The sequence below is a fragment of the Arthrobacter sp. CMU6 genome (assembly GCF_059090205.1).
In genome coordinates, this window is sequence record NZ_JBNHFL010000036.1 from 17739 (window position 1) to 35647 (window position 17909).

General features: G+C 63.3%; 14 protein-coding genes. 6 read left to right on the forward strand and 8 right to left on the reverse strand.

The annotated features are described in order from the left end of the window. Nucleotides 1-64: 64 nt before the first annotated feature. Complete coding sequence (locus tag AC5RWD_RS20305; protein ID WP_494021740.1) at nucleotides 65-1576, forward strand: APC family permease; 1512 nt, start codon at nucleotides 65-67, stop codon at nucleotides 1574-1576. 67 nt (nucleotides 1577-1643) lie between these two features. Here AC5RWD_RS20305 and AC5RWD_RS20310 read toward each other — a convergent pair whose 3' ends face one another. The 4 genes from AC5RWD_RS20310 to speB all read right to left on the reverse strand — a co-directional run bounded on the left by AC5RWD_RS20310 (nucleotide 1644) and on the right by speB (nucleotide 6986). After that, complete coding sequence (locus AC5RWD_RS20310; RefSeq protein ID WP_494021741.1) at nucleotides 1644-2936, reverse strand: D-arabinono-1,4-lactone oxidase; 1293 nt, start codon at nucleotides 2934-2936, stop codon at nucleotides 1644-1646. A 28-nt stretch (nucleotides 2937-2964) separates the two neighbouring features. Next, nucleotides 2965-4401: an aldehyde dehydrogenase family protein gene (locus AC5RWD_RS20315; protein WP_494021764.1), complete on the reverse strand. Its 1437-nt coding sequence runs from the start codon at nucleotides 4399-4401 to the stop codon at nucleotides 2965-2967. A 135-nt stretch (nucleotides 4402-4536) separates the two neighbouring features. Then, entirely contained in the window at nucleotides 4537-5985 is a 1449-nt protein-coding gene (locus tag AC5RWD_RS20320) for a purine-cytosine permease family protein (RefSeq protein ID WP_494021742.1), read from the reverse strand. After that, complete coding sequence (speB, locus tag AC5RWD_RS20325) at nucleotides 5985-6986, reverse strand: agmatinase (protein ID WP_494021743.1); 1002 nt, start codon at nucleotides 6984-6986, stop codon at nucleotides 5985-5987. The genes AC5RWD_RS20320 and speB overlap by 1 nt, the downstream gene beginning before the upstream one ends. Before the next feature lie 175 nt (nucleotides 6987-7161). On the opposite strand from speB, the gene AC5RWD_RS20330 reads away from it, so the two are divergent. After that, on the forward strand, nucleotides 7162-8655 hold the full coding sequence (locus tag AC5RWD_RS20330; protein WP_494021744.1) for a PucR family transcriptional regulator: 1494 nt from the start codon (nucleotides 7162-7164) through the stop codon (nucleotides 8653-8655). 60 nt (nucleotides 8656-8715) lie between these two features. Here the strand turns inward: AC5RWD_RS20330 and AC5RWD_RS20335 are convergent, their stop codons facing one another. Next, entirely contained in the window at nucleotides 8716-9957 is a 1242-nt protein-coding gene (locus tag AC5RWD_RS20335) for an NAD(P)/FAD-dependent oxidoreductase (protein ID WP_494021745.1), read from the reverse strand. Nucleotides 9958-10226: 269 nt separating this feature from the next. Between AC5RWD_RS20335 and AC5RWD_RS20340 the strand changes: the two genes are divergently transcribed. After that, nucleotides 10227-10871: a carbonic anhydrase gene (locus AC5RWD_RS20340; RefSeq protein WP_494021746.1), complete on the forward strand. Its 645-nt coding sequence runs from the start codon at nucleotides 10227-10229 to the stop codon at nucleotides 10869-10871. A 556-nt stretch (nucleotides 10872-11427) separates the two neighbouring features. On the opposite strand, the gene arfB is transcribed toward AC5RWD_RS20340, so the two are convergent. Continuing rightward, on the reverse strand, nucleotides 11428-11850 hold the full coding sequence (gene arfB, locus AC5RWD_RS20345; RefSeq protein ID WP_494021747.1) for an alternative ribosome rescue aminoacyl-tRNA hydrolase ArfB: 423 nt from the start codon (nucleotides 11848-11850) through the stop codon (nucleotides 11428-11430). 162 nt (nucleotides 11851-12012) lie between these two features. On the opposite strand from arfB, the gene AC5RWD_RS20350 reads away from it, so the two are divergent. Continuing rightward, nucleotides 12013-13833: a glycoside hydrolase family 15 protein gene (locus AC5RWD_RS20350; protein ID WP_494021748.1), complete on the forward strand. Its 1821-nt coding sequence runs from the start codon at nucleotides 12013-12015 to the stop codon at nucleotides 13831-13833. Nucleotides 13834-14117: 284 nt separating this feature from the next. Beyond that, nucleotides 14118-14480: a cupin domain-containing protein gene (locus AC5RWD_RS20355; protein WP_494021749.1), complete on the forward strand. Its 363-nt coding sequence runs from the start codon at nucleotides 14118-14120 to the stop codon at nucleotides 14478-14480. 125 nt (nucleotides 14481-14605) lie between these two features. Here the strand turns inward: AC5RWD_RS20355 and AC5RWD_RS20360 are convergent, their stop codons facing one another. Beyond that, nucleotides 14606-14830 carry a hypothetical protein gene (locus AC5RWD_RS20360; RefSeq protein ID WP_494021750.1) on the reverse strand — a complete coding sequence of 75 codons (225 nt, stop codon included), beginning with the start codon at nucleotides 14828-14830 and terminating at the stop codon, nucleotides 14606-14608. A gap of 277 nt (nucleotides 14831-15107) precedes the next feature. Between AC5RWD_RS20360 and AC5RWD_RS20365 the strand changes: the two genes are divergently transcribed. Continuing rightward, nucleotides 15108-16568, forward strand: a complete 1461-nt coding sequence (locus AC5RWD_RS20365; RefSeq protein ID WP_494021751.1) for an MFS transporter — start codon at nucleotides 15108-15110, stop codon at nucleotides 16566-16568. Nucleotides 16569-16577: 9 nt separating this feature from the next. Here the strand turns inward: AC5RWD_RS20365 and ftsW are convergent, their stop codons facing one another. After that, the gene (ftsW, locus tag AC5RWD_RS20370) at nucleotides 16578-17801 is read right to left on the reverse strand and encodes a putative lipid II flippase FtsW (protein ID WP_494021752.1); all 1224 of its coding nucleotides are present in this window, start codon (nucleotides 17799-17801) and stop codon (nucleotides 16578-16580) included. Nucleotides 17802-17909: the final 108 nt, after the last annotated feature.

Below are 17909 nucleotides of genomic sequence, written 5' to 3' on the forward strand. Positions count from 1 at the left end.
GCTGCAACCATCCCTCTCACCTTTCTTGCGCAGTAGCGCCTTAAGCAGTAGCAAAGGACCCATCATGGATCAGCCAATAGCCTCCACAACGCGCCTTGCCCTGGAGCAAAGCCAGCATCTGCAGAAATCCCTCGGCCGCTTCGACATCCTGTTGCTGGTGGTCGCGGCCGTCATCTCCGTGGAAGTCTTGGGCCAGGTCTCCGGGTTCGGCGGCGAAACCTTCACCTGGACCCTCATCCTGGCCGTCACGTTCATGGTTCCTTATGGCCTGATCTTCGCCGAGACCGGCGGCGCGTTCACCGAAGAAGGTGGCGTGTACGTCTGGACCAGGATGGCATTCGGCCGCGTTGTCGCGGCCATCACGTCGCTTTTCACCTGGGTAACGCAGCCGGTCTGGGTGGGCGGCGCCATGGCGTTTGTGGCAGTGGAAACGTGGTCCGAATACGTGGGCCATGTGGAGGCGGGCAGCGTCAGCGACTACATCTTCAAGCTGGTCTTCATCTGGATCACGGTGACCTCAGCCATTGTCAGTTTGAAGCACGGTAAATGGCTGCCCTCGCTCGGAGCCATCCTCAAGGTCGCGTTCCTGACCTTCTTCATCATCGTCACCATGGTCTATGGGCTGCAGCACGGTTTCAACGGACTTGAACTCGGCTTCTTCTCACCCACCTTGGCCGGCTTCTTGGGCGTCACCCCGCTGCTGCTTTTCTCGTTCCTTGGCTTCGAGTCCGGCAACAGCGCCGCGGGGGAGATGAAGAACCCGGCCAAGGATGTTCCCATCTCGGTCGCGCGCTCTTCCATGATCGCCGCCGCGAGCTACCTCCTGCCGATCCTGGCCATCCTGCTGGTGGTGCCGCTCGACCAGATCACAGGCATCGGCGGGCTGTTCGGCGCAGTGTCCACCGTCTACACCGTGTTCGGCCCGGCCGCTGAGGTCATGCTTGCCATTTCAGCGGTGGTCTTCTGCTTCGTCCTCGTGTCGCAAGGCGCGGCATGGATGATCATCAGCGACCGCATGCAAGCCATGGCCGCCGCCGACGGCTCCTTCTTCGGGGGCTTCTTCGGCCGCTTCCACCCCAAGCTGGGCACGCCGATCCGCGTCAACACGCTCTCCGGGGTGGTGGCCACGCTGTTTATGCTCGCGGCCATGCAGCTCAGCGGGACCAGCAGCGCACTGTTCGGGGTGGTCCTGTCCATCGCCATCTCAACGTTCCTCCTCAGCTACCTTCTGGCCATCCCGGCCGCCGTCCGGCTGCGGAGCAAATACCCCCTGACCGCCAGGCCCTTCAAGGTGCCCGTCTCGGACACCGGCTTCCGCATCCTGGGTGCCATCTGCTTCGTCTGGATCCTGATCGGCTCGTGGGTGGCGATCTTCCCCGGAACACTCGAGGTCCTCTTCGGCCTGGAATACGACTTCGAGGCAACGTGGGGCGTCCCGCAATTCACCTTCGAGGCCTTCGCGCTCGGCACACTCGGCTGCATCCTGGCCCTGGGACTCGTGGGTTATGCCCGCGGCAAGAAGGTCCGCGACGTTGTGGCGCCGGCGAATGCCAAAGCTGAGCTGGTCAACGACTGACTTTTGCATACGGGTGTACCGGGCGGAAGATCGCCCGGTACACCCGTTGACGCCGAAGCTGCCGAAATTATCCGAACAGCGAGCGTGTGTGGTCGTTGAGGAACGTTCCCCGGGGATCGAACTCGCGCCGGACTTGGATGAAGGTATCCAGCTCCGGATAGAGGCGCTCCAAACGGCTTCTGGTCATGAAGTGGATTTTGCCCCAGTGGGCCCGGGGCTCGAAGTCATCCAGCACCGCATCGGCGTCCCGGAAGAACTGCCAGTAGTCGGTTCCTGGTTCTGTGGTCAGGGTGATGACGGTGCTGTCACGGCCTTGGAACTGAGACACGTACCCTTCGTCGGATTTCACCCAACGGACCTCCACGGGATATCTCTGGCCGGGGTGTTTGGCGCGGATCAGGTCTTGGATGGCCTCGACGGCGGTGAGGCCAAGTTCGCTGGGCACAAAGTACTCGAGCTCGTGGAATGGTGTGGTGAAGCCGTCCGGATAAATACGATATGAACGGTCCAAACGCGCGCCTTCAACAGTGGAGATTCCTGCCTCGTCCTGGACCGTCGCCACGTTGTACCGTTTGGTGTAGCTGCGGTTTCCCATAGGGTGGTCAGGTGAGCCCGGCAGGTCCAGGAGTTCGCATGAGTCGTCCTCTGGGCACCAGAGGAACGAGTAGTGCCGGTTCGACTCGATGTCAGACTGCCATGCCGCCGCCGTGTCCTCCCATGAGGGGTATGTGATCTGTTCCTGCAGGTAGTAGCGGTCCTCCACCGCGAGCTCCACTTCCAGGAAGATCCCAAGGGTTCCCAAGGCAACCTGGGCTGCCCTCAGTTCGCGGAGCTGCCCTTCGCCGATTTCGACGATTTCGCCGTAGCCGTTGATCAGCCTCACCCAGCGAAGGGCTGAGGAGAAGCTGCCCAGATCCTTCCCGGAGCCGTGCGTGCCCGTGGCCAGTGCGCCCGCGATCTGCTGCTTGTCGATGTCGCCCTGGTTGGCCAGTGCCAGTCCCTGTTCCCAAAGCGGATCCCCGAAGGCGTTGATCGTCGTGCCTGCCAAGGCCCTGGCACGACGGCGGACGCGGTCGGTTCCGGTGATGGCCGAGAGCGCAGACATGTCCATGAGGACGCCGCCCGTCTGGACCAGCGGCGACGATGAGTGCCCTGAGCCTGCCGCCCGCACAGGCAGGCCCTCGCGGATGGCGAAACGGACGGCGTCGAGCGCTTCTTGTTCGGTCCGCGGGCGGACAGTGAATGCAGGGGTTGCGCTCTGGTTCCCGCCCCAGTTGGTCCACGTGACGTCCGTCCCGAAGGGAGCGGTCGGGGTTGCCGCACGCGTTGATGCTGCGCCGGGAAGGTTGACTGTGGTCATCGCTGAACTCCGATGCTGTGTCTGACGCTCATGCGCCGTGATTGATCATGACGTGCTTGGTGCGGGAGTAGTCGTCCAGGGCGTAGAGCGAAAGGTCGCGGCCGTAGCCGGATCCCTTGAACCCGCCCCACGGTACTTCGCACGCCAGTACCAGGTGCGAGTTGACCCACACGGTGCCGAAATCGAGCCGCTTGGGCACGTTCAGAGACAAGCTCGAGTCACGGGTCCAGACTGAGGCGGAGAGGCCGTAGGGGCTCTCATTGGCTCGCGTAACGGCCTCTTCGGTGGAGCCGAAAGTCTCGACGGTGACCACGGGACCGAAGATTTCGTGCGTGGCGATGTGTGCGCCGGCCGGGACGTTGGTGATCACGGTTGGCTCAATGAAATAGCCAGGTCCCTCCAAGGCGGATCCTCCGATCGCCACCTCAAGCCCTGCGGCTTTTGCTTCGGCCAGTGACGCCTTGACGCGCTCGAAGTGCGGGCGGGAGATCATGGGACCGATTTCGACGTCGTCACCAGCTTCCGGCGCGCCGATCACCAAAGTGCCGACTTCCCTTACCAGGTGCTGGGTGAACTCTTCGGACACAGATTCGTGTACGAGCACGCGGCAGGCGGCCCCGCAGTCCTGGCCGGCATTCCAGAAGCCGGCGTTCCGTACGCCTGCGGCAGCGGCGCGGAGGTCGGCGTCGGGAAATACAACAACGGGAGCCTTGCCGCCAAGTTCCAGGTGGACGCGCTTAACCGATTTTGCTGCTGTCTGGGCCACCGCCTGCCCGCTGGCAACACTGCCAGTCAACGCGATGAGGGCAATATCCGGGTGCTCGGAGAGACGCTGGCCGACGGTCCCGCCCTGTCCCGTGACGACGTTGAGGATGCCATCCGGGATGCGTCCGGCCAGGAGTTCTGCCAGCTTCAGAGTGGACAGCGGCGTCTGCTCGGATGGCTTCAGGACAATGCTGTTGCCGGCGGCCAGGATGGGCGCGATCTTCCAGGCTGCCATCAGCAGCGGGTAGTTCCACGGCGTGATGACGCCCACCACGCCCACGGGTTCCCGGAGGATGACTGAGGTGTGTGCGTTTGCGTAGTCACCGCCCGCCATGGACGTCAGGGTGCGGGAGGCTCCAGCCATAAAGCGGAAAGTGTCGATGGTACTGGATACATCGTCCTCAGCGACGGTGCGGGGCTTTCCGGTGTTCGCGGATTCGATGATTTCGAGGGCTTCGCGGTTGGCTTCGATGATGTTGGCGATCAGGTTCAGGACCTCGGACCGTTCCTTGGGCGTCGTCGCGCTCCAGGATTTTTGTGCTGCGACGGCCGCCTCAACCGCCACGTCCACGTCGGCGGCGGTGCCCGCCTCAACAGAGGCGATTACTTGCCCCGTGGTGGGGTCTACGACGTCGATGAGCTCTGTGGAGGAGCCAGGAACAAAGGATCCGCCAATGAAGTGCCCCGTGGGCGGAAGGATGCGGGCGGGGCTGTGGTCCGTGGCGGCGCGTCGGACCGTGAAGGGCTAGGTTTGAGTGAGAGTCATGATGTTTCACCTTTTGCTTTCTGTGCCTGTCTGGGCAGCGGGAGTGGATGGGGCCGGTAGAAACCCGGGTTAGATCAGGTCGTTTGCGAGTGTTGGGGTGGGAACGGGATCACCGGCCTTTTTCGGGAAGACGCGTGCGGTGAAGTAGTAGAGAGGGGCAACAACCACAAGGCCGACTATCCAGGAGATATCCATGCCTCCCATCGCTGCCGCAAGCGGGCCGGTGTAGAGGGCCGTTGCAGAGAACGGGACCTGGATCAGGGCCCCGGCAACATAGGAACCGATGGCGATCCAGTTGAACCGTCCGTAAACGCCGCCGTCGCGCCGAAAGAAGTCCTCAACCCTGTAGTCGCCGTGCCGCAACAGGTAGTAGTCCACGAGGTTGATGGCAGTCCAAGGAACCAGGACGTACATGAGGAAGGCGAGGAAGTTCGTGTAGAAGAAGATGAAGTTGTCGCGGGCGAACAGGGCAATCAGGAGCGCGATGGTGAAGATGATGACGGCGGCGATGCTGCGGGTCTTGGCGTGCGGCAACCAGGTGGGCCGGAACGTCTGTCCGATGGTGAGGGTGCAGAGGACGCCGCAATACAGGTTCATGGCGTTGGAGGCGGCCACGCCCAGGCAAAAGATGCCAATGACGGCCAGGGTCCATGGCTGGAGCAGCGCCCCCAGGCTGCCGACGATCTCGACATTACCGGCCTCGGCGCTCAGGGCAACGGCGAGGGTTCCCACCACGGCACCGAGGATCATCGGGAAGAGTGTTCCGAGGACGCAGCCCGAGTAGGACGCCCAGAACGCAGGAGCCGAGCCGGTTCCCTGGGGCATGTAGCGGGAGTAGTCCGATACGTAAGGTGCGTAGGCGAGCTGCCACAGGGCGGACACGGAAACGGTGCCCATGAAGCCAACCCAGTTGAACGTGCCCTGCTCCAGGAAGCTTGCCGGGAGTCCATGGACGAACACGATCCAGATGAACGCCAGCAGCAGAGCCGCTCCGGCCACAACGCTCAGGAAGCGTGCGTAAGCGTGGATGAGGCGGTAGCCGAAAATCGTGGCGACCACGCTGACCAGGCCGATGATGATGATGCCGGCGTCCACACTGATGCCTGGACTGACCGCGGCCATGGCTTCCCCGCCAAAGACCAGGTTGGCTGCGAAGAACCCGACGTACATGATGACCACGATGACAACGATCAACAGTGCTCCGAAAGAACCGAACTGGCCCCGGGTCTGGATCATTTGTGCGACGCCGAGCTGCGGGCCCTGGGCGGAGTGCAGCGCCATGAAGATGCCGCCGATCACGTTGCCAATGATGATTCCCGCGATCGCCGTTACAAAGTCCAAGCCAAATACCGTGGTGGCCAGTCCGCCGGTCACGATTGTCATGATCATGATGTTGGAGCCGAACCAGATGGTGAAAAGATCGCGGGCTTTTCCATGGCGCTCAGTGGCCGGAATGGGCTGGATGGTCTTGTCCTCGAGCCGCGGAACTTCGGCGGCGGATGTTGTGTGAGTGCTCATCACACGCCCTTGGAGGTTGTTTGCAGTTCGCGGACAGCGTGAGCGGCAGTCCTGCCGCGATTCACCATCAGCGCGAGAAGGTCGAAGACCAGGGTTGCCGCTGCGACGCTGGTGATGTCGGCATGGTCGTAGGCGGGAGCGACTTCGACGACGTCGGCGCCCACTATGTTGATGCCGTTCAGTCCGCGGAGCAGTGCCAGAAGTTCACGGGAGTGGAGTCCGCCCATCTCGGGGGTGCCGGTGCCCGGCGCGTACGACGGGTCCAGGACGTCGATGTCGATGGACACGTAGACGGGGGTGTTGCCGAGCCGGTCCTTGACCTGCTGGATTGCTGCCGGAACGCCGATGACGTCCAGATCCGAGCAGCGGATGATCTGGAATCCGAATTCGTGGTCCCGGAGGAAGTCGTTGCGGTCGTAGACCGGCCCGCGGATGCCGACGTGCATGGACTTGTCCTCCACCAGGAGGCCTTCTTCGAATGCCCGGCGGAAGATCGTTCCGTGCGTGACCGGCTGGCCGAAATACGTGTCCCACGTGTCCAAATGGGCGTCGAAGTGGAGCAACGCCACGGGGCCGTGTACTGCGTTCAAAGCCCGCAGCACCGGCAACGCAATGGTGTGGTCGCCGCCGATCGAGATGAGCTTCTTGTCCTCGCCGATCAGCGGAAGCGCCTGCTCCTCGATTTCGCGGACCGCGCGGGTGATGTCGTACGGCGTGCAGGCGATGTCCCCGGCGTCCACAACCTGGACTTCGTGCACAGGCTCAACATCGAGTTCGGGATGGTATCCGGGACGCAGGAGACGGGAAGCCTCGCGAACTGCGGCAGGACCGAAACGGGCGCCGGGCCGGAAGGAGGTTCCGCCGTCGAACGGTACTCCGACAATCGCAATGTCGTAATCCGGAACGCGGTCGATCTGGGGCAGTCTGGCAAAGGTGCCAAGGCCTGCAAACCGAGGGACTTTCGTTGCGTCGACGGGGCCTATGGGGTTGTGCGTTGTCATGCTGGAATCCTTCGGAGGGAGTGTGCTCGCCCTTGAGCGGGAAGTAGGTAATTCAATTCTTGGTGACGCGCATCACGACGTATAGCGGTAGATTGACTACAAATGGCCGAGGCGCCTAGACATATGTATGAACGCCGCCAAACGGCCGAGCCAGCAGCAATAGGGAGCGCATTCCATGGCAATCACCGTGGCTGAACTCGTCGCCGAACCCCAGCTTGGGCTTACGCTCATGGCCGGATCGAAAGGCCGCGACAACCGGATCACATGGGCGCACACCTCCGACCTGCCGCGGCTGTGGGAATGGGTCACCGGCGGTGAGCTCATGATGACCAACGGCCTGTCCATACCCGCGGATGCCGCCGGACAAGTGGCGCTCGCCGAGGCCATGGTCGACTCCGGTGCCAGCGCTTTGGCCATCGGGGAGAAGATGCACGCACCGGAGCTCCGCCCCGAATTCCTTGCCGCCTGCGACCGGCTGCCACTGCCACTAATCAACATCCCGTACCCCCTGCCGTTCATCGCCATTGCCCGGTCCGTGGCGGAGTCGTCCTTGCTCGAGGAATCCCACCGCCTTCGCCAAACGGCACGCGTCTACGACCTCCTTCGCACCACCGGGGAAGCGGGGGACCATTGGCAGAGCCTTGTTCGGAGACTGGCCACTGAGCTGGACGCTGACCTGCTGGTGGTTGATCGGCAGTGTCTGCACCCGTGGCATCCCGAGGGCCGACCGCTCCCCAATTTCCTCGCGGACGAATGGGCCCCGTCGTCAGGACACGTGACGCTCGCGGGCAAGAATTTCCAATGGCATCGCGTCCGCGGCAGGCACGTGCTGACCATGGACATCCCAACCCATTCCAACGCGGTCTTGGTGGTGTTGCCGAACAGCGAACCGCACCCGGACGCCGTCGTACTTCTGCATGCCGCAACCGTCCTGGGACTGCAACTTTCACAAATTGTCCTGTCCCTGGAAAGCCGACACCGGCTGGCCGGTGAGTTCCTGCTGCAGGCCATGGACGGCCGCTTGGGGATGTCGGAAATCGAAAGGAGGCTAGCGGCTTTCAATGTCCCGGCACAGGATTTCCTGATGGCGTCAATCTCAGCGGAGGACGGCGAATGGCTGGCCAGTGTCCACATCGAACTTTGGCGTCACGGCATCCCGGCGGCGTCGTTGAAGCGGAACAACAGGCTGCACGTGGTGGTTCCGGCTGACGCGACCGACGACTCGCTGATCCACTGCGCCGGTCCCGGCGCACGGATCGGCATCAGTGCTCCCACCACTGCCGCCGGGATCCAGCGCGCGTTGCAGGAATCCTTGTGGGCCCTCGGTTCGGCTCAGGCCAACAACTCGGGGCTGGCCCGCTACGCGCAAGGCCCATCGTGGCTGGGGCTCACGAGCTTTGAGGAAGGGGGTGCGCTGGTTCAGCGCCTACTGGGCCCGATTTTCGACTACGAGCAAAGCCAGGAGGGCGATCTCCTGGTCACGCTGAAGACGTATCTGGACACTCAAAGGTCGTGGCAGAAGACGGCCGCGGCGCTCTTCGCGCACCGGCAAACCATCATCTATCGCATGCGGAAAATCGGTGAGTTGACTGGCCTGGACATGACCGAAACGTCCACATTGGCGCAGCTCTGGTTCGCGCTGCAGATTCACGCGGCCATGAAAAAGTGAGCACACGGGTTACCGCCCCGACCATGGCGAAACTTCGCCGCCTCCTGGCCGTGCGGGCTCCTAATCGGGCCTGCCGACGACGACGTGTGACGGGCTGTGTGTGACGTACCCGGTGAGCCAGGAGGAGAGTGCCCGGACCTTCTGTTGGGTGCCCGGGAGCAGGGCGAGGTGAACCCCCAGCCAGGAGAGGAAGGCCAGCGGTCCCTGGAGTTGGATGCGTTTGCGGCCCAGTTCGGCGACTGCTGCGCCACGGCCGACCATGGCCATGTAACCCTTGTCCCAATAGACGAAGGGCTGCCGTGTGCCGCCGGTAAGGTCAGCGTGGATATTGCGGGCGGCCCATTTCCCGGACTGCTCGGCGACAGAGCCGAGCTGGGGCAGTTTGGTGCCGGTGGCGTCAGTGATGTTCGCTGAGTCACCCAGGACGTAGACGCCTTCGGCGCCCGGCGCGGTCAGGTCCGGCAGCACGTCGATGCGTCCGCCCTTCCCCTGCGGCAGGCCGGATTCGGCGATGATTTTTCCGCCTTTCAGGCCACCGGCCCAGACGACGATCTGCGCGGGAATGGTAGTCCCGTCCGCCAGCGTCACGCCGTCGGCACGGACTTCGGTCACCCCCTGGCCCATGTGCAGCTGAACGCCAAGTTTTTGCAGCCGGTCACGGGTGTACGCCTGCGACTTGGCAGAGAAGGGCATCAGCACGTTCGGAAGCATATCCACAAGGTGGACGCGGCACCGGTCTGCCAGCCCGGGCGAAAAGTACTTGGGCACCAGGTACTTGATGTTCTCGGCGAGGGCGCCGGCTGTCTCGACTCCGGTGGGGCCGCCGCCGACCACAACCACGTCGGCGCGGCCGTCCTTCACACGGTCTGCCTGGTCCAGGGCTGCTGTGAAGGCAGTGCTCAGGCGGGTGGCGTCGGCCACTGAGTACAGCGGGTAGGCATGTTCTTCGGCGCCGGGAGTGTTGAAGAAGTTCGGTACCGCGCCCGCGGCGATCACCAGGATCTTCGCCTGGTAGCGGGAGCCGTCAACAGTGGTGACCGTGCGGGTGGCGGAATCGATCGCCGTCACCTCCGCAGTGAGGACCCGGACACTCTTCGTGCTGCGGAACACGGACCGCAGCGGCCGGGCCACAGCGGACACGCCGATCTGCGAAGCAGCCACCTGGTAGAGGAGGGGCTGGAACTGGTGGTAGTTGTTCGCGTCGATAAGGAGCACTCGGATGCCTTTTCGCCCGAGTTGCTCAGCTGCTGTCATGCCGGCAAACCCGCCGCCTACCACGATCACCTGATATGTATCGTCCATTCGTGCAACATACCCTGCCAGGCAACGGTGCAACAGGGCATGTTTACGGGTGGGTTTTAGGGAGGGCATGTCAGTACCCTTTCCAAACGGCTGGGCGGTTCAGCGGGCCGGCTCGGCCACGGGTGCAGGCTGAGCCGCGGGTAGCGTCCTGGTGCGGCGCTCGGCCAGATCTGCGGGCAGGATAAGGGCAGCACTGACGGCCAGTGCCAGGAGCAGAAGGACGCTGCCGGTCGTGAGCGCGGTGCTGACCTGCGCCGCCAGGGCCTTTCATGAGTTGGGGCGCCCGTAAAGTAAGCAGGGTGAGCAACCGGATCAGCCCGTACGATGCATGGCAGCGCCTGCTTGAAGGCAACGAGCGCTTCATCTTGGGAGAGTCGAAGCACCCGAACCAGAACGCCTCAAGGCGCAGTGAGCTGGTGAACACCCAGAACCCGTTCGCGGTCATCTTTGGCTGCGCGGACTCCCGCCTGGCTGCGGAGATCATTTTCGACGTCGGCCTTGGCGACGTTTTCGTCGTGCGTACCGCAGGGCACGTTATTGATGACGCCGTTCTGGGCTCGCTTGAGTATGGCGTCTCAGTGCTCCACGTCCCGCTGATTGTGGTCCTTGGACACGACAACTGCGGCGCCGTCACTGCCGCGAAAGACGCCGTGGAAACCGGAGAGGTTCCACAGGGCCACATTCGTGACCTGGTTGAACGGATTACACCTTCGGTCCTGAGCTCGCTTCGTGAGCACAAGACGGACGTCAATGACATGGTCGTTGAACACGCCAAACAGACGGTGCGCAGGCTGCTGGACAGTTCACGGACGATCTACGACGCCGTGGACGATTACTCCACCGCGGTTATTGGCGTCGCGTACCGGCTCGAAGAGGGCCGTGCGCAGCTCGTATCCACATCCGGAGTCCTCTAAGCCGGCGGATTTGGCTGAGCTGTGGAGTGTAGGGTGGCGGTGTCGCTCTCGGCTGGGGTGCCGGCTTCATCAAAGATACGTTGAATTGGAAATTTGCGATCAGGAACGATGAACACGAAAAATAAACGGACCCGCAAGCGCGAGTCGGGGATGAGCTACTTTGTTTTTTCGTCGTCCTCTTGTGCGCGACGCTTGCGCGGTCGGTTCTGCGGGTATCGCCTGGATCGGAGCCTTCGTCCGGAACCACACTGGGTGTGGCCTGGAGGCTGGCCGCGACGCAACCGAAGGCAAGCGCGGCACGCGCTGCAAGAGGCGCCGAAGCTGCCTGGGAAGTGGACGGGCAGGAATCCGGCACGTGAAAGGTTTTTCTGCCTATGCCGTTGGTACATGATCTGGATTCTGTTGAAAAAGGCGTTTGGCTGATTTTTTCAAGAACCCGGGGGCCTCGTCGTTCGGTCCCGAATGGGTGACGGGTGGCGTGGCTGGAGCCACACGCCTGACCCCGTATTAGCGGGGGCCGGGCGCGGCTGGAAAAATTCTTGTCGACTGGACGGTACTACTCGGCGGTCGGTCGTTGTCGTTGCCGTTTTGTGGCTGCACGTTGTTGCTTGGCAGCGAGGCGCCGGCGGTTGGAACCGCGCGTGGGTTTGGTGGCCCGGCGACGGGCAGCCTCGGGCGCGAGACCCTCTGCGACGAGGTCTGCCAGTTTGGCGAGGGCGATCTCGCGATTGCGTAGCTGGGAGCGCCGCTCGGAGGCGGTTACGGTGATCACCCCGGTGTCGATTCGTCGGCCGAGACGCGTTATCAGCACCAACCGCTGGTCGTCGGAAAGAGCCACGGAGTCGCTCACGTTCCAAGAGAGCTCGACGCGGCTGTCCGAGGTGTTGACGTGTTGACCGCCTGGCCCGGATGAACGCGAGAACCGCCAGCGCAGTTCCGACGCCGGTATCGTGAGCGCGGGCAACACCTCCAGATCCATACAGACCAGCGTTGCACAATACAGCGGTTGAGGTGCGCTTCAACCTGGCAGAGGACCTTCCGGGGGTGGGTAATTATGTGTTCCTCTGCGCCTGATTCTCGCTGGGACAATTTTTCTCCCTGCCGCCTGCCGTGGACAAGCCAGTTGTGCTTTAGTAAAGCCATGGCTGCTCCCATCGAGGACTACGCGCTGCTGTCGGATCTCCAAACCGGCCCCCTGATCTCCAGGAACGGGAGCATTGACTGGCTTTGCTTCCCGCGGTTTGACTCCCCGTCGATGTTCAGTTCCCTGGTTGGAGCCGAGAGCCATGGCCGCTGGCTGGTGGCACCCCGCCACCCGGAAGCAACAGTGGTGAAGCGGCATTACGTCGATTCAACATTTGTTCTGGAAACAGTCTGGAAGACGCCCACGGGACTGGCCCAGGTCACAGACTTCATGCCCGTGGCGCACACGGGTTCTTCGATTTTGCGCAGGATCACTGGCCTGGAGGGGCGGGTGGAGATGTGCCAGGAACTCATCATCCGTCCGCGGTACGGCACGGTGGTGCCCTGGTCCAGGCGGATCCAGGACGGCGCGGCTCCCGGTGGAATGGTGCTTTTGGCCATGGCGGGCCCGGACGCCGTTGCGCTGCGCGGACCGCATCTGCCGGAGGCCCACGCGCACGGGCATTCGGGTGACTTCCGGGTCGCGGCGGGCGAGGTTGTGGACTTTGAACTGACGTGGTTTCCTTCGCACCGGCCCGTCCCTCCGGCGGTCGACGTCGACGCCGCACTCGAGCAGTCCATCGATTACTGGACACGATGGGGCAGCCACTGCCGTTCAGACGGTCCTTACGGGGGCTCGGTGAAACGTTCCCTGCTGGTGCTGAGGGCGCTGACGAATTACGAGACCGGCGGCATAGTCGCCGCGCCCACGACCTCCTTGCCGGAGGAGTTTGGCGGGCCACGGAACTGGGACTACCGGTACTGCTGGCTGCGAGACGCCGCTTTGACGCTGGAGTCCATGCTTACCCACGGCTATGAAACTGAGGCCCTCCAGTGGCGCAACTGGCTGCTCCGCGCCCTCGCCGGCGAGCCCGAAGACCTGCAGATCATGTATGGCATCGGCGGGGAACGCGACCTGCCGGAAAGCATCCTGGACCATCTGCCCGGTTATCTGGACTCACGGCCGGTGCGCATTGGAAACGCTGCGGTGGCCCAGTTCCAGGCCGACGTCGTGGGCGAAGTGATGGTCGCGCTGGAACGACTCCGCCTGGCCGGCGGCAAGGAAGACCACTTCTCCTGGGCGCTGCAGCAGATCCTGCTCGGCTTCGTTGAGAAACACATCGAGGACAAAGATTTTGGCCTGTGGGAAATGCGGGGAGACCCGCAATTCTTCACACACTCACGTGTCATGATGTGGGCCGCCTTCGACTGCGGCATCCGCGCAGTCCGGAACCACGGCCTGGACGGACCCGCGGACCACTGGGAAGGCCTGCGCGGGCAGCTGCGGACGGAAATCCTGCGCGAGGGATTCGACACGGACCTCAACTCCTTCACGCAGACCTACGGCGGAGGGCAGACCGACGCGGCCTTGCTCGTGATGCCCCAGATCGGCTTTCTTCCCTACGACGACGACCGCATGCTGGGAACCGTTGCGCGGCTGGAGAAGGAACTCCTCACCGAGGACGGGCTGTTGTTGCGGTACCGCACCGAGACCGGCGTCGACGGGCTGGACCCGGGGGAACATCCCTTCCTCGCGTGTTCCTTCTGGCTGGTTGAACAGTACGCGCGAACGGGCCGGAGGTTCGAGGCGAAGAACCTCATGGACAAGCTGGTGGGCTTCTCCAGTGAACTCGGCCTGCTGAGCGAGGAGTACGCCACAAAGGAGGGCCGGATGGCCGGCAACTTCCCGCAGGCGTTCTCGCATCTGGCACTCGTTCGGGCAGCCGACGCCATGCACGGGGTGGATCTGCTGAGTCTGGCCACGGAGTCGAAAGTTTGACACCTAAGCAGTGCGCGGGAAGTCCGCCCTGAGCACAGGCCAGCGGCCGCCTCGGCGGCCCACCCAAAAGGGTAGTTTAAACCATCCCGAATAGGTGTTTTATCTGCGCAGCAACCACAGAATGATGGATGTCAGGCCCACCCTTGGAGAGGGGAGTGCAGTTGACCGCCATTGCCGAACCCTCTCACGGCGGCTAAAGATTCAACCGCTGCCCGACTCGGGACGCGGCACACCATCACTTGGCCGGACGCGTTTACGGCGAGTGCAGCAGAAAGGCAGATTCCATGAGCAAAACCTTCCAGCCCACTGAACTCTTCGAGGGGAAACTGGACGAATCCCCGCTCGGCCCGCCGTTGGCCGAGGTGCTCGGCGACGAGATTCCAACGAGGATTTCCATTCCCTTTACCAGCGACGACTCCCGCATCCTCTCCGGAGTCTGGGAAGCCGAACCCGGCCTCTCGCGGTGGGAGTTCCTGGAGCGCGGTGAGGTGATCCACGTCCTTGAAGGGCGCATGGTGGTCACCGAGGACGGCGGTGAACCGGTCACTCTGGAGGCTGGAACTGCAGGCTTTTTCCCTATCGGGTGGCAAGGAACTTGGGAGATCCAGGAACGGATCCGGAAGTTCTTTGTGATTTTCACGTCCTGACCGGGGCCGCCTAACGGCTGCCGGTCCAGCCTCCGTACTGGACCGGCGCCGGTTCCGCGGCAACGGAGGACCCAACCTCGGCAGGTCGGTGTTCAGGAACCGGGATGCAATTCCCGGCACTCCGGTCAGTGCAATATAGCGCTGATCTCCGCCCGAACCATCCGCTCAGCCAGTTCGCCAAGGTCCAGGTTCAGGACGGCTTTGAGGGCGCGTGCCATGTTGGGGGCTGCGGCAAGGAATTCGACCAGGCCCGGATCAGTGTCCAGCTCCTGGCCGAGCTTTTCCCTGACGTCATCGGCGGTCCAGTGGCTGTCGGTGTGCTGACTGGTGAGTACAGTCCTGGTGTTCATGGCCCTGCCCTTCCTTCGCCCTGTTCATTGGCTTTGCCATAAGCAACTTTGCCGCGCCGGGCTCAAGAACCCGTCAGGCCGCGAACCGGATTTGAACAGGTTTTGGACAAGTTTTCCTCAAGACCCCACCCGGCTGAGGAAGACATCCTGGCAAGCCTGCGTAACTCGAACAATCTCTCCTGGCGGCGGGACTAATTCCACCGCTGGCGCAGTTATGCACGTGGGGCCCAACAGGGCCGCGCGCGCCTTTCTTCGCTGACAACGGGAACGAGATCACATGACGACGACGACTGCCGAAGGAGTCGGATTCCGTTCCCGCCGGGGACCCATCCTCATTGCCCTGATGCTCTCGACCGGTTTGGTGGCGATCGATTCGACGATCGTTGCGACGGCGGTGCCCTCGATCGTGGATGACGTTGGCGGGTTCACTTCCTTCCCGTGGCTGTTTTCGGCCTATCTATTGGCGCAGGCCGTATCGGTGCCGATCTACGCCAAGCTCTCGGACGTCGTCGGCCGTAAGCCTGTCATCCTCAGCGGTATCGGTCTTTTCCTGCTCGGTTCGATCCTCTGCGGAGTGGCCTGGAGCATGCCGGCCCTCATCGCGTTCCGTGTGCTGCAGGGCCTGGGCGCGGGAGCAGTCCAGCCGGTGGCGATCACCATAGCCGGCGACATCTACACCCTGACTGAGCGTGCAAAGGTGCAAGGCTACCTTGCCAGTGTGTGGGCGGTATCGTCAGTCGTCGGCCCGACGCTCGGGGGCGTGTTTTCCACACTCGGCATTTGGCGTGGCATCTTCCTCGTGAACATTCCCCTTTGCATCCTGGCAGGGTGGATGCTGGTCCGGACGTTCCACGAGAATGTCGAGCGGGCGAAGCACCGGGTCGACTACTTGGGGGCGGCACTGCTGACATTTTCCCTCAGCCTGCTCATCCTTGGGGCCCTCGAGGGTGGCCAGGCGTGGGCCTGGAACTCTTCCATCAGCATCGCCGTCTTTGCCGTCGGAGCACTCTTGTTCGCTGCGTTCCTGTTCGTCGAGAGGAGGGCAGCGGAGCCGGTCCTGCCGCCGTGGGTGGTGTCCCGCCCGCTGCTGGCGACGACGGCGATGATCTCTTTCGGCGTCGGTGCAGTCATGCTCGGCCTCACCTCCTACGTCCCCACGTTCCTCGAAGGAGCCCTCCGGACCACTCCGATTTTCGCCGGGCTCGCCTTGGCGGCACTGACCATCGGCTGGCCGATCAGTGCGTCCCAGGCGGGCCGTTTCTATCTGCGGATAGGGTTCCGGAGGACCGCCCTGATAGGCGTCACGGTCACCGTCATCGGGACAGCCGTTCTGGCACTCACTGCCTCCGCACCCAACATTTTGGTGGCAGCGGCAGGTTGCTTCGTCGTCGGACTGGGACTGGGGCTGGTAGCGACCCCGAGCCTCATTGCCGCCCAGTCAAGCGTCGAATGGAATGAGCGCGGCGTAGTCACCGGTACCAATCTTTTTGCGCGTTCGGTCGGCAGTGCCATTGGCGTCGCCGTTTTCGGGGCAGTTGCCAACTCGATCTATGCCAATGCCCCCGGCGGAATTTCCGATCCACAGACGATCGTGTCGGCGTCGGCCGCCGTATTCCTGGCTGTATTGGTCTGTGCAGTGCTCACCGTTATTGCCGTTGCCGCGATGCCTGAGGGGGACAGCAAGAACACGAGCTCCGACGCGGCGGCCAGAGCCAATGCGGCCTCGTCCCGCGACTAGCGGCCGCACTCAGCCGCTGTGTACCGCCGTGTGCTGCCTCTTCGGTCGAACCGTCTGAACAGGCTGGGGGCGGGTGACGGCAAGGATCATACCCACCCCGGCCATCGAGGAGACCATCGCGGAGCCGCCGTAGGAGATGAACGGCAGCGGCACGCCGATGACCGGGAGCAGGCCGGTGACCATGGCGATGTTCACGACGGCCTGACCGATGATCCAGGTGATCACGCTGGAGGAGACAATGCGCGCGAACGTGTCCCGCGTCTGGGCGATGACCTTGAAAACAGCGATGCCGAGGACCGTAAACAGCACGAGCACCAGGAAAGTCCCGGCCAGGCCTAGTTCTTCGCCGAGGATGGTGAAGATGAAGTCGTTGTGGGCCTCGGGGATCCAGTTCCACTTCTGCCGGCTCTGCCCCAGTCCCACTCCCAGCCAGCCGCCGGAGGCCAGGGCGTACTGGCCGTGCAGCGCCTGGTAGCCGACCCCCTGGGAATCGTCAGCGGAACCCGCGCCGAGCCACGACGAAATGCGGGATACGCGGTTGCCACTCGTGGCGGCCAGGACGAGGGCCGCCGCAGTGCAGACAATCCCGGCCACACCGAAGACTTTCATCCGCACGCCGCCGTAAAACATGGTGACAGCGAGGATCATCATGATGATCATGGCCGTGCCCAGGTCATGGCCCAGGGCCACCAGCCCGATAATGACGGCGCCGGCCGGTAGGAGCAAGGGGACGACGGCGTGCTTCCACTCGTGAAGCAGGGCCTGCTTCCGGGACAGGACGGCGGCTGCCCAGACGATGAGGGCGAGCTTCGCGAACTCGGAAGGCTGGACCGTGAACCCGCCGAATCCCAGCCAGTTACGGTTGCCGTTCACGGTCATGCCCAGGGGTGTGAACACCAGGCCAAGGCCTACGACGGCGGCTCCCAGAAGTGGCCAGGCGAGCCACCGGATGTGCCGGCTCCGGAGACGGGCCAGGCCGAACATGATGGCTATGCCGGCCACCGTCCACATGCCCTGCTTCAGCGGAAGGTCGTAGGGATTTCGGCCGGCTGCCACGGACTCCACCGAGGACGCGGAGGCCACCTCGATGAGGCCAAGTGCTGCCAGAACCAGCACGACCGCCAGGATGACAGGCCGGGTGCGGTCCCCGGACTGATCGCCGAGCAGCCGTCCGATGCGGAGCAGAACATCGCTGCGCCCTGTCCCACTGGCCGATGGATGCTTAGCGGTCATGTGGCCATCACTGTTTTCCTCCCTCGGGTCGGCCCCGCTCCGGGCCGTTCCGGGAAGGAGAAACCCACCGGGGAGAAATCATACGTGCTGGCCGGCGGTATCCGGTGC

What these genes read in the sequence shown, in the direction of transcription:
- AC5RWD_RS20365 (WP_494021751.1), top strand. Translation starts at nt 15,108, where the DNA reads ATGACGACGACGACTGCCGAAGGAGTCGGATTCCGTTCCCGCCGGGGA.
- AC5RWD_RS20360 (WP_494021750.1), bottom strand. Translation starts at nt 14,830, where the DNA reads ATGAACACCAGGACTGTACTCACCAGTCAGCACACCGACAGCCACTGG.
- AC5RWD_RS20335 (WP_494021745.1), bottom strand. Translation starts at nt 9,957, where the DNA reads ATGGACGATACATATCAGGTGATCGTGGTAGGCGGCGGGTTTGCCGGC.
- arfB (WP_494021747.1), bottom strand. Translation starts at nt 11,850, where the DNA reads ATGGATCTGGAGGTGTTGCCCGCGCTCACGATACCGGCGTCGGAACTG.
- speB (WP_494021743.1), bottom strand. Translation starts at nt 6,986, where the DNA reads ATGACAACGCACAACCCCATAGGCCCCGTCGACGCAACGAAAGTCCCT.
- AC5RWD_RS20310 (WP_494021741.1), bottom strand. Translation starts at nt 2,936, where the DNA reads ATGACCACAGTCAACCTTCCCGGCGCAGCATCAACGCGTGCGGCAACC.
- AC5RWD_RS20330 (WP_494021744.1), top strand. Translation starts at nt 7,162, where the DNA reads ATGGCAATCACCGTGGCTGAACTCGTCGCCGAACCCCAGCTTGGGCTT.
- ftsW (WP_494021752.1), bottom strand. Translation starts at nt 17,801, where the DNA reads ATGACCGCTAAGCATCCATCGGCCAGTGGGACAGGGCGCAGCGATGTT.
- AC5RWD_RS20340 (WP_494021746.1), top strand. Translation starts at nt 10,227, where the DNA reads ATGAGTTGGGGCGCCCGTAAAGTAAGCAGGGTGAGCAACCGGATCAGC.
- AC5RWD_RS20355 (WP_494021749.1), top strand. Translation starts at nt 14,118, where the DNA reads ATGAGCAAAACCTTCCAGCCCACTGAACTCTTCGAGGGGAAACTGGAC.
- AC5RWD_RS20305 (WP_494021740.1), top strand. Translation starts at nt 65, where the DNA reads ATGGATCAGCCAATAGCCTCCACAACGCGCCTTGCCCTGGAGCAAAGC.
- AC5RWD_RS20350 (WP_494021748.1), top strand. Translation starts at nt 12,013, where the DNA reads ATGGCTGCTCCCATCGAGGACTACGCGCTGCTGTCGGATCTCCAAACC.
- AC5RWD_RS20320 (WP_494021742.1), bottom strand. Translation starts at nt 5,985, where the DNA reads ATGAGCACTCACACAACATCCGCCGCCGAAGTTCCGCGGCTCGAGGAC.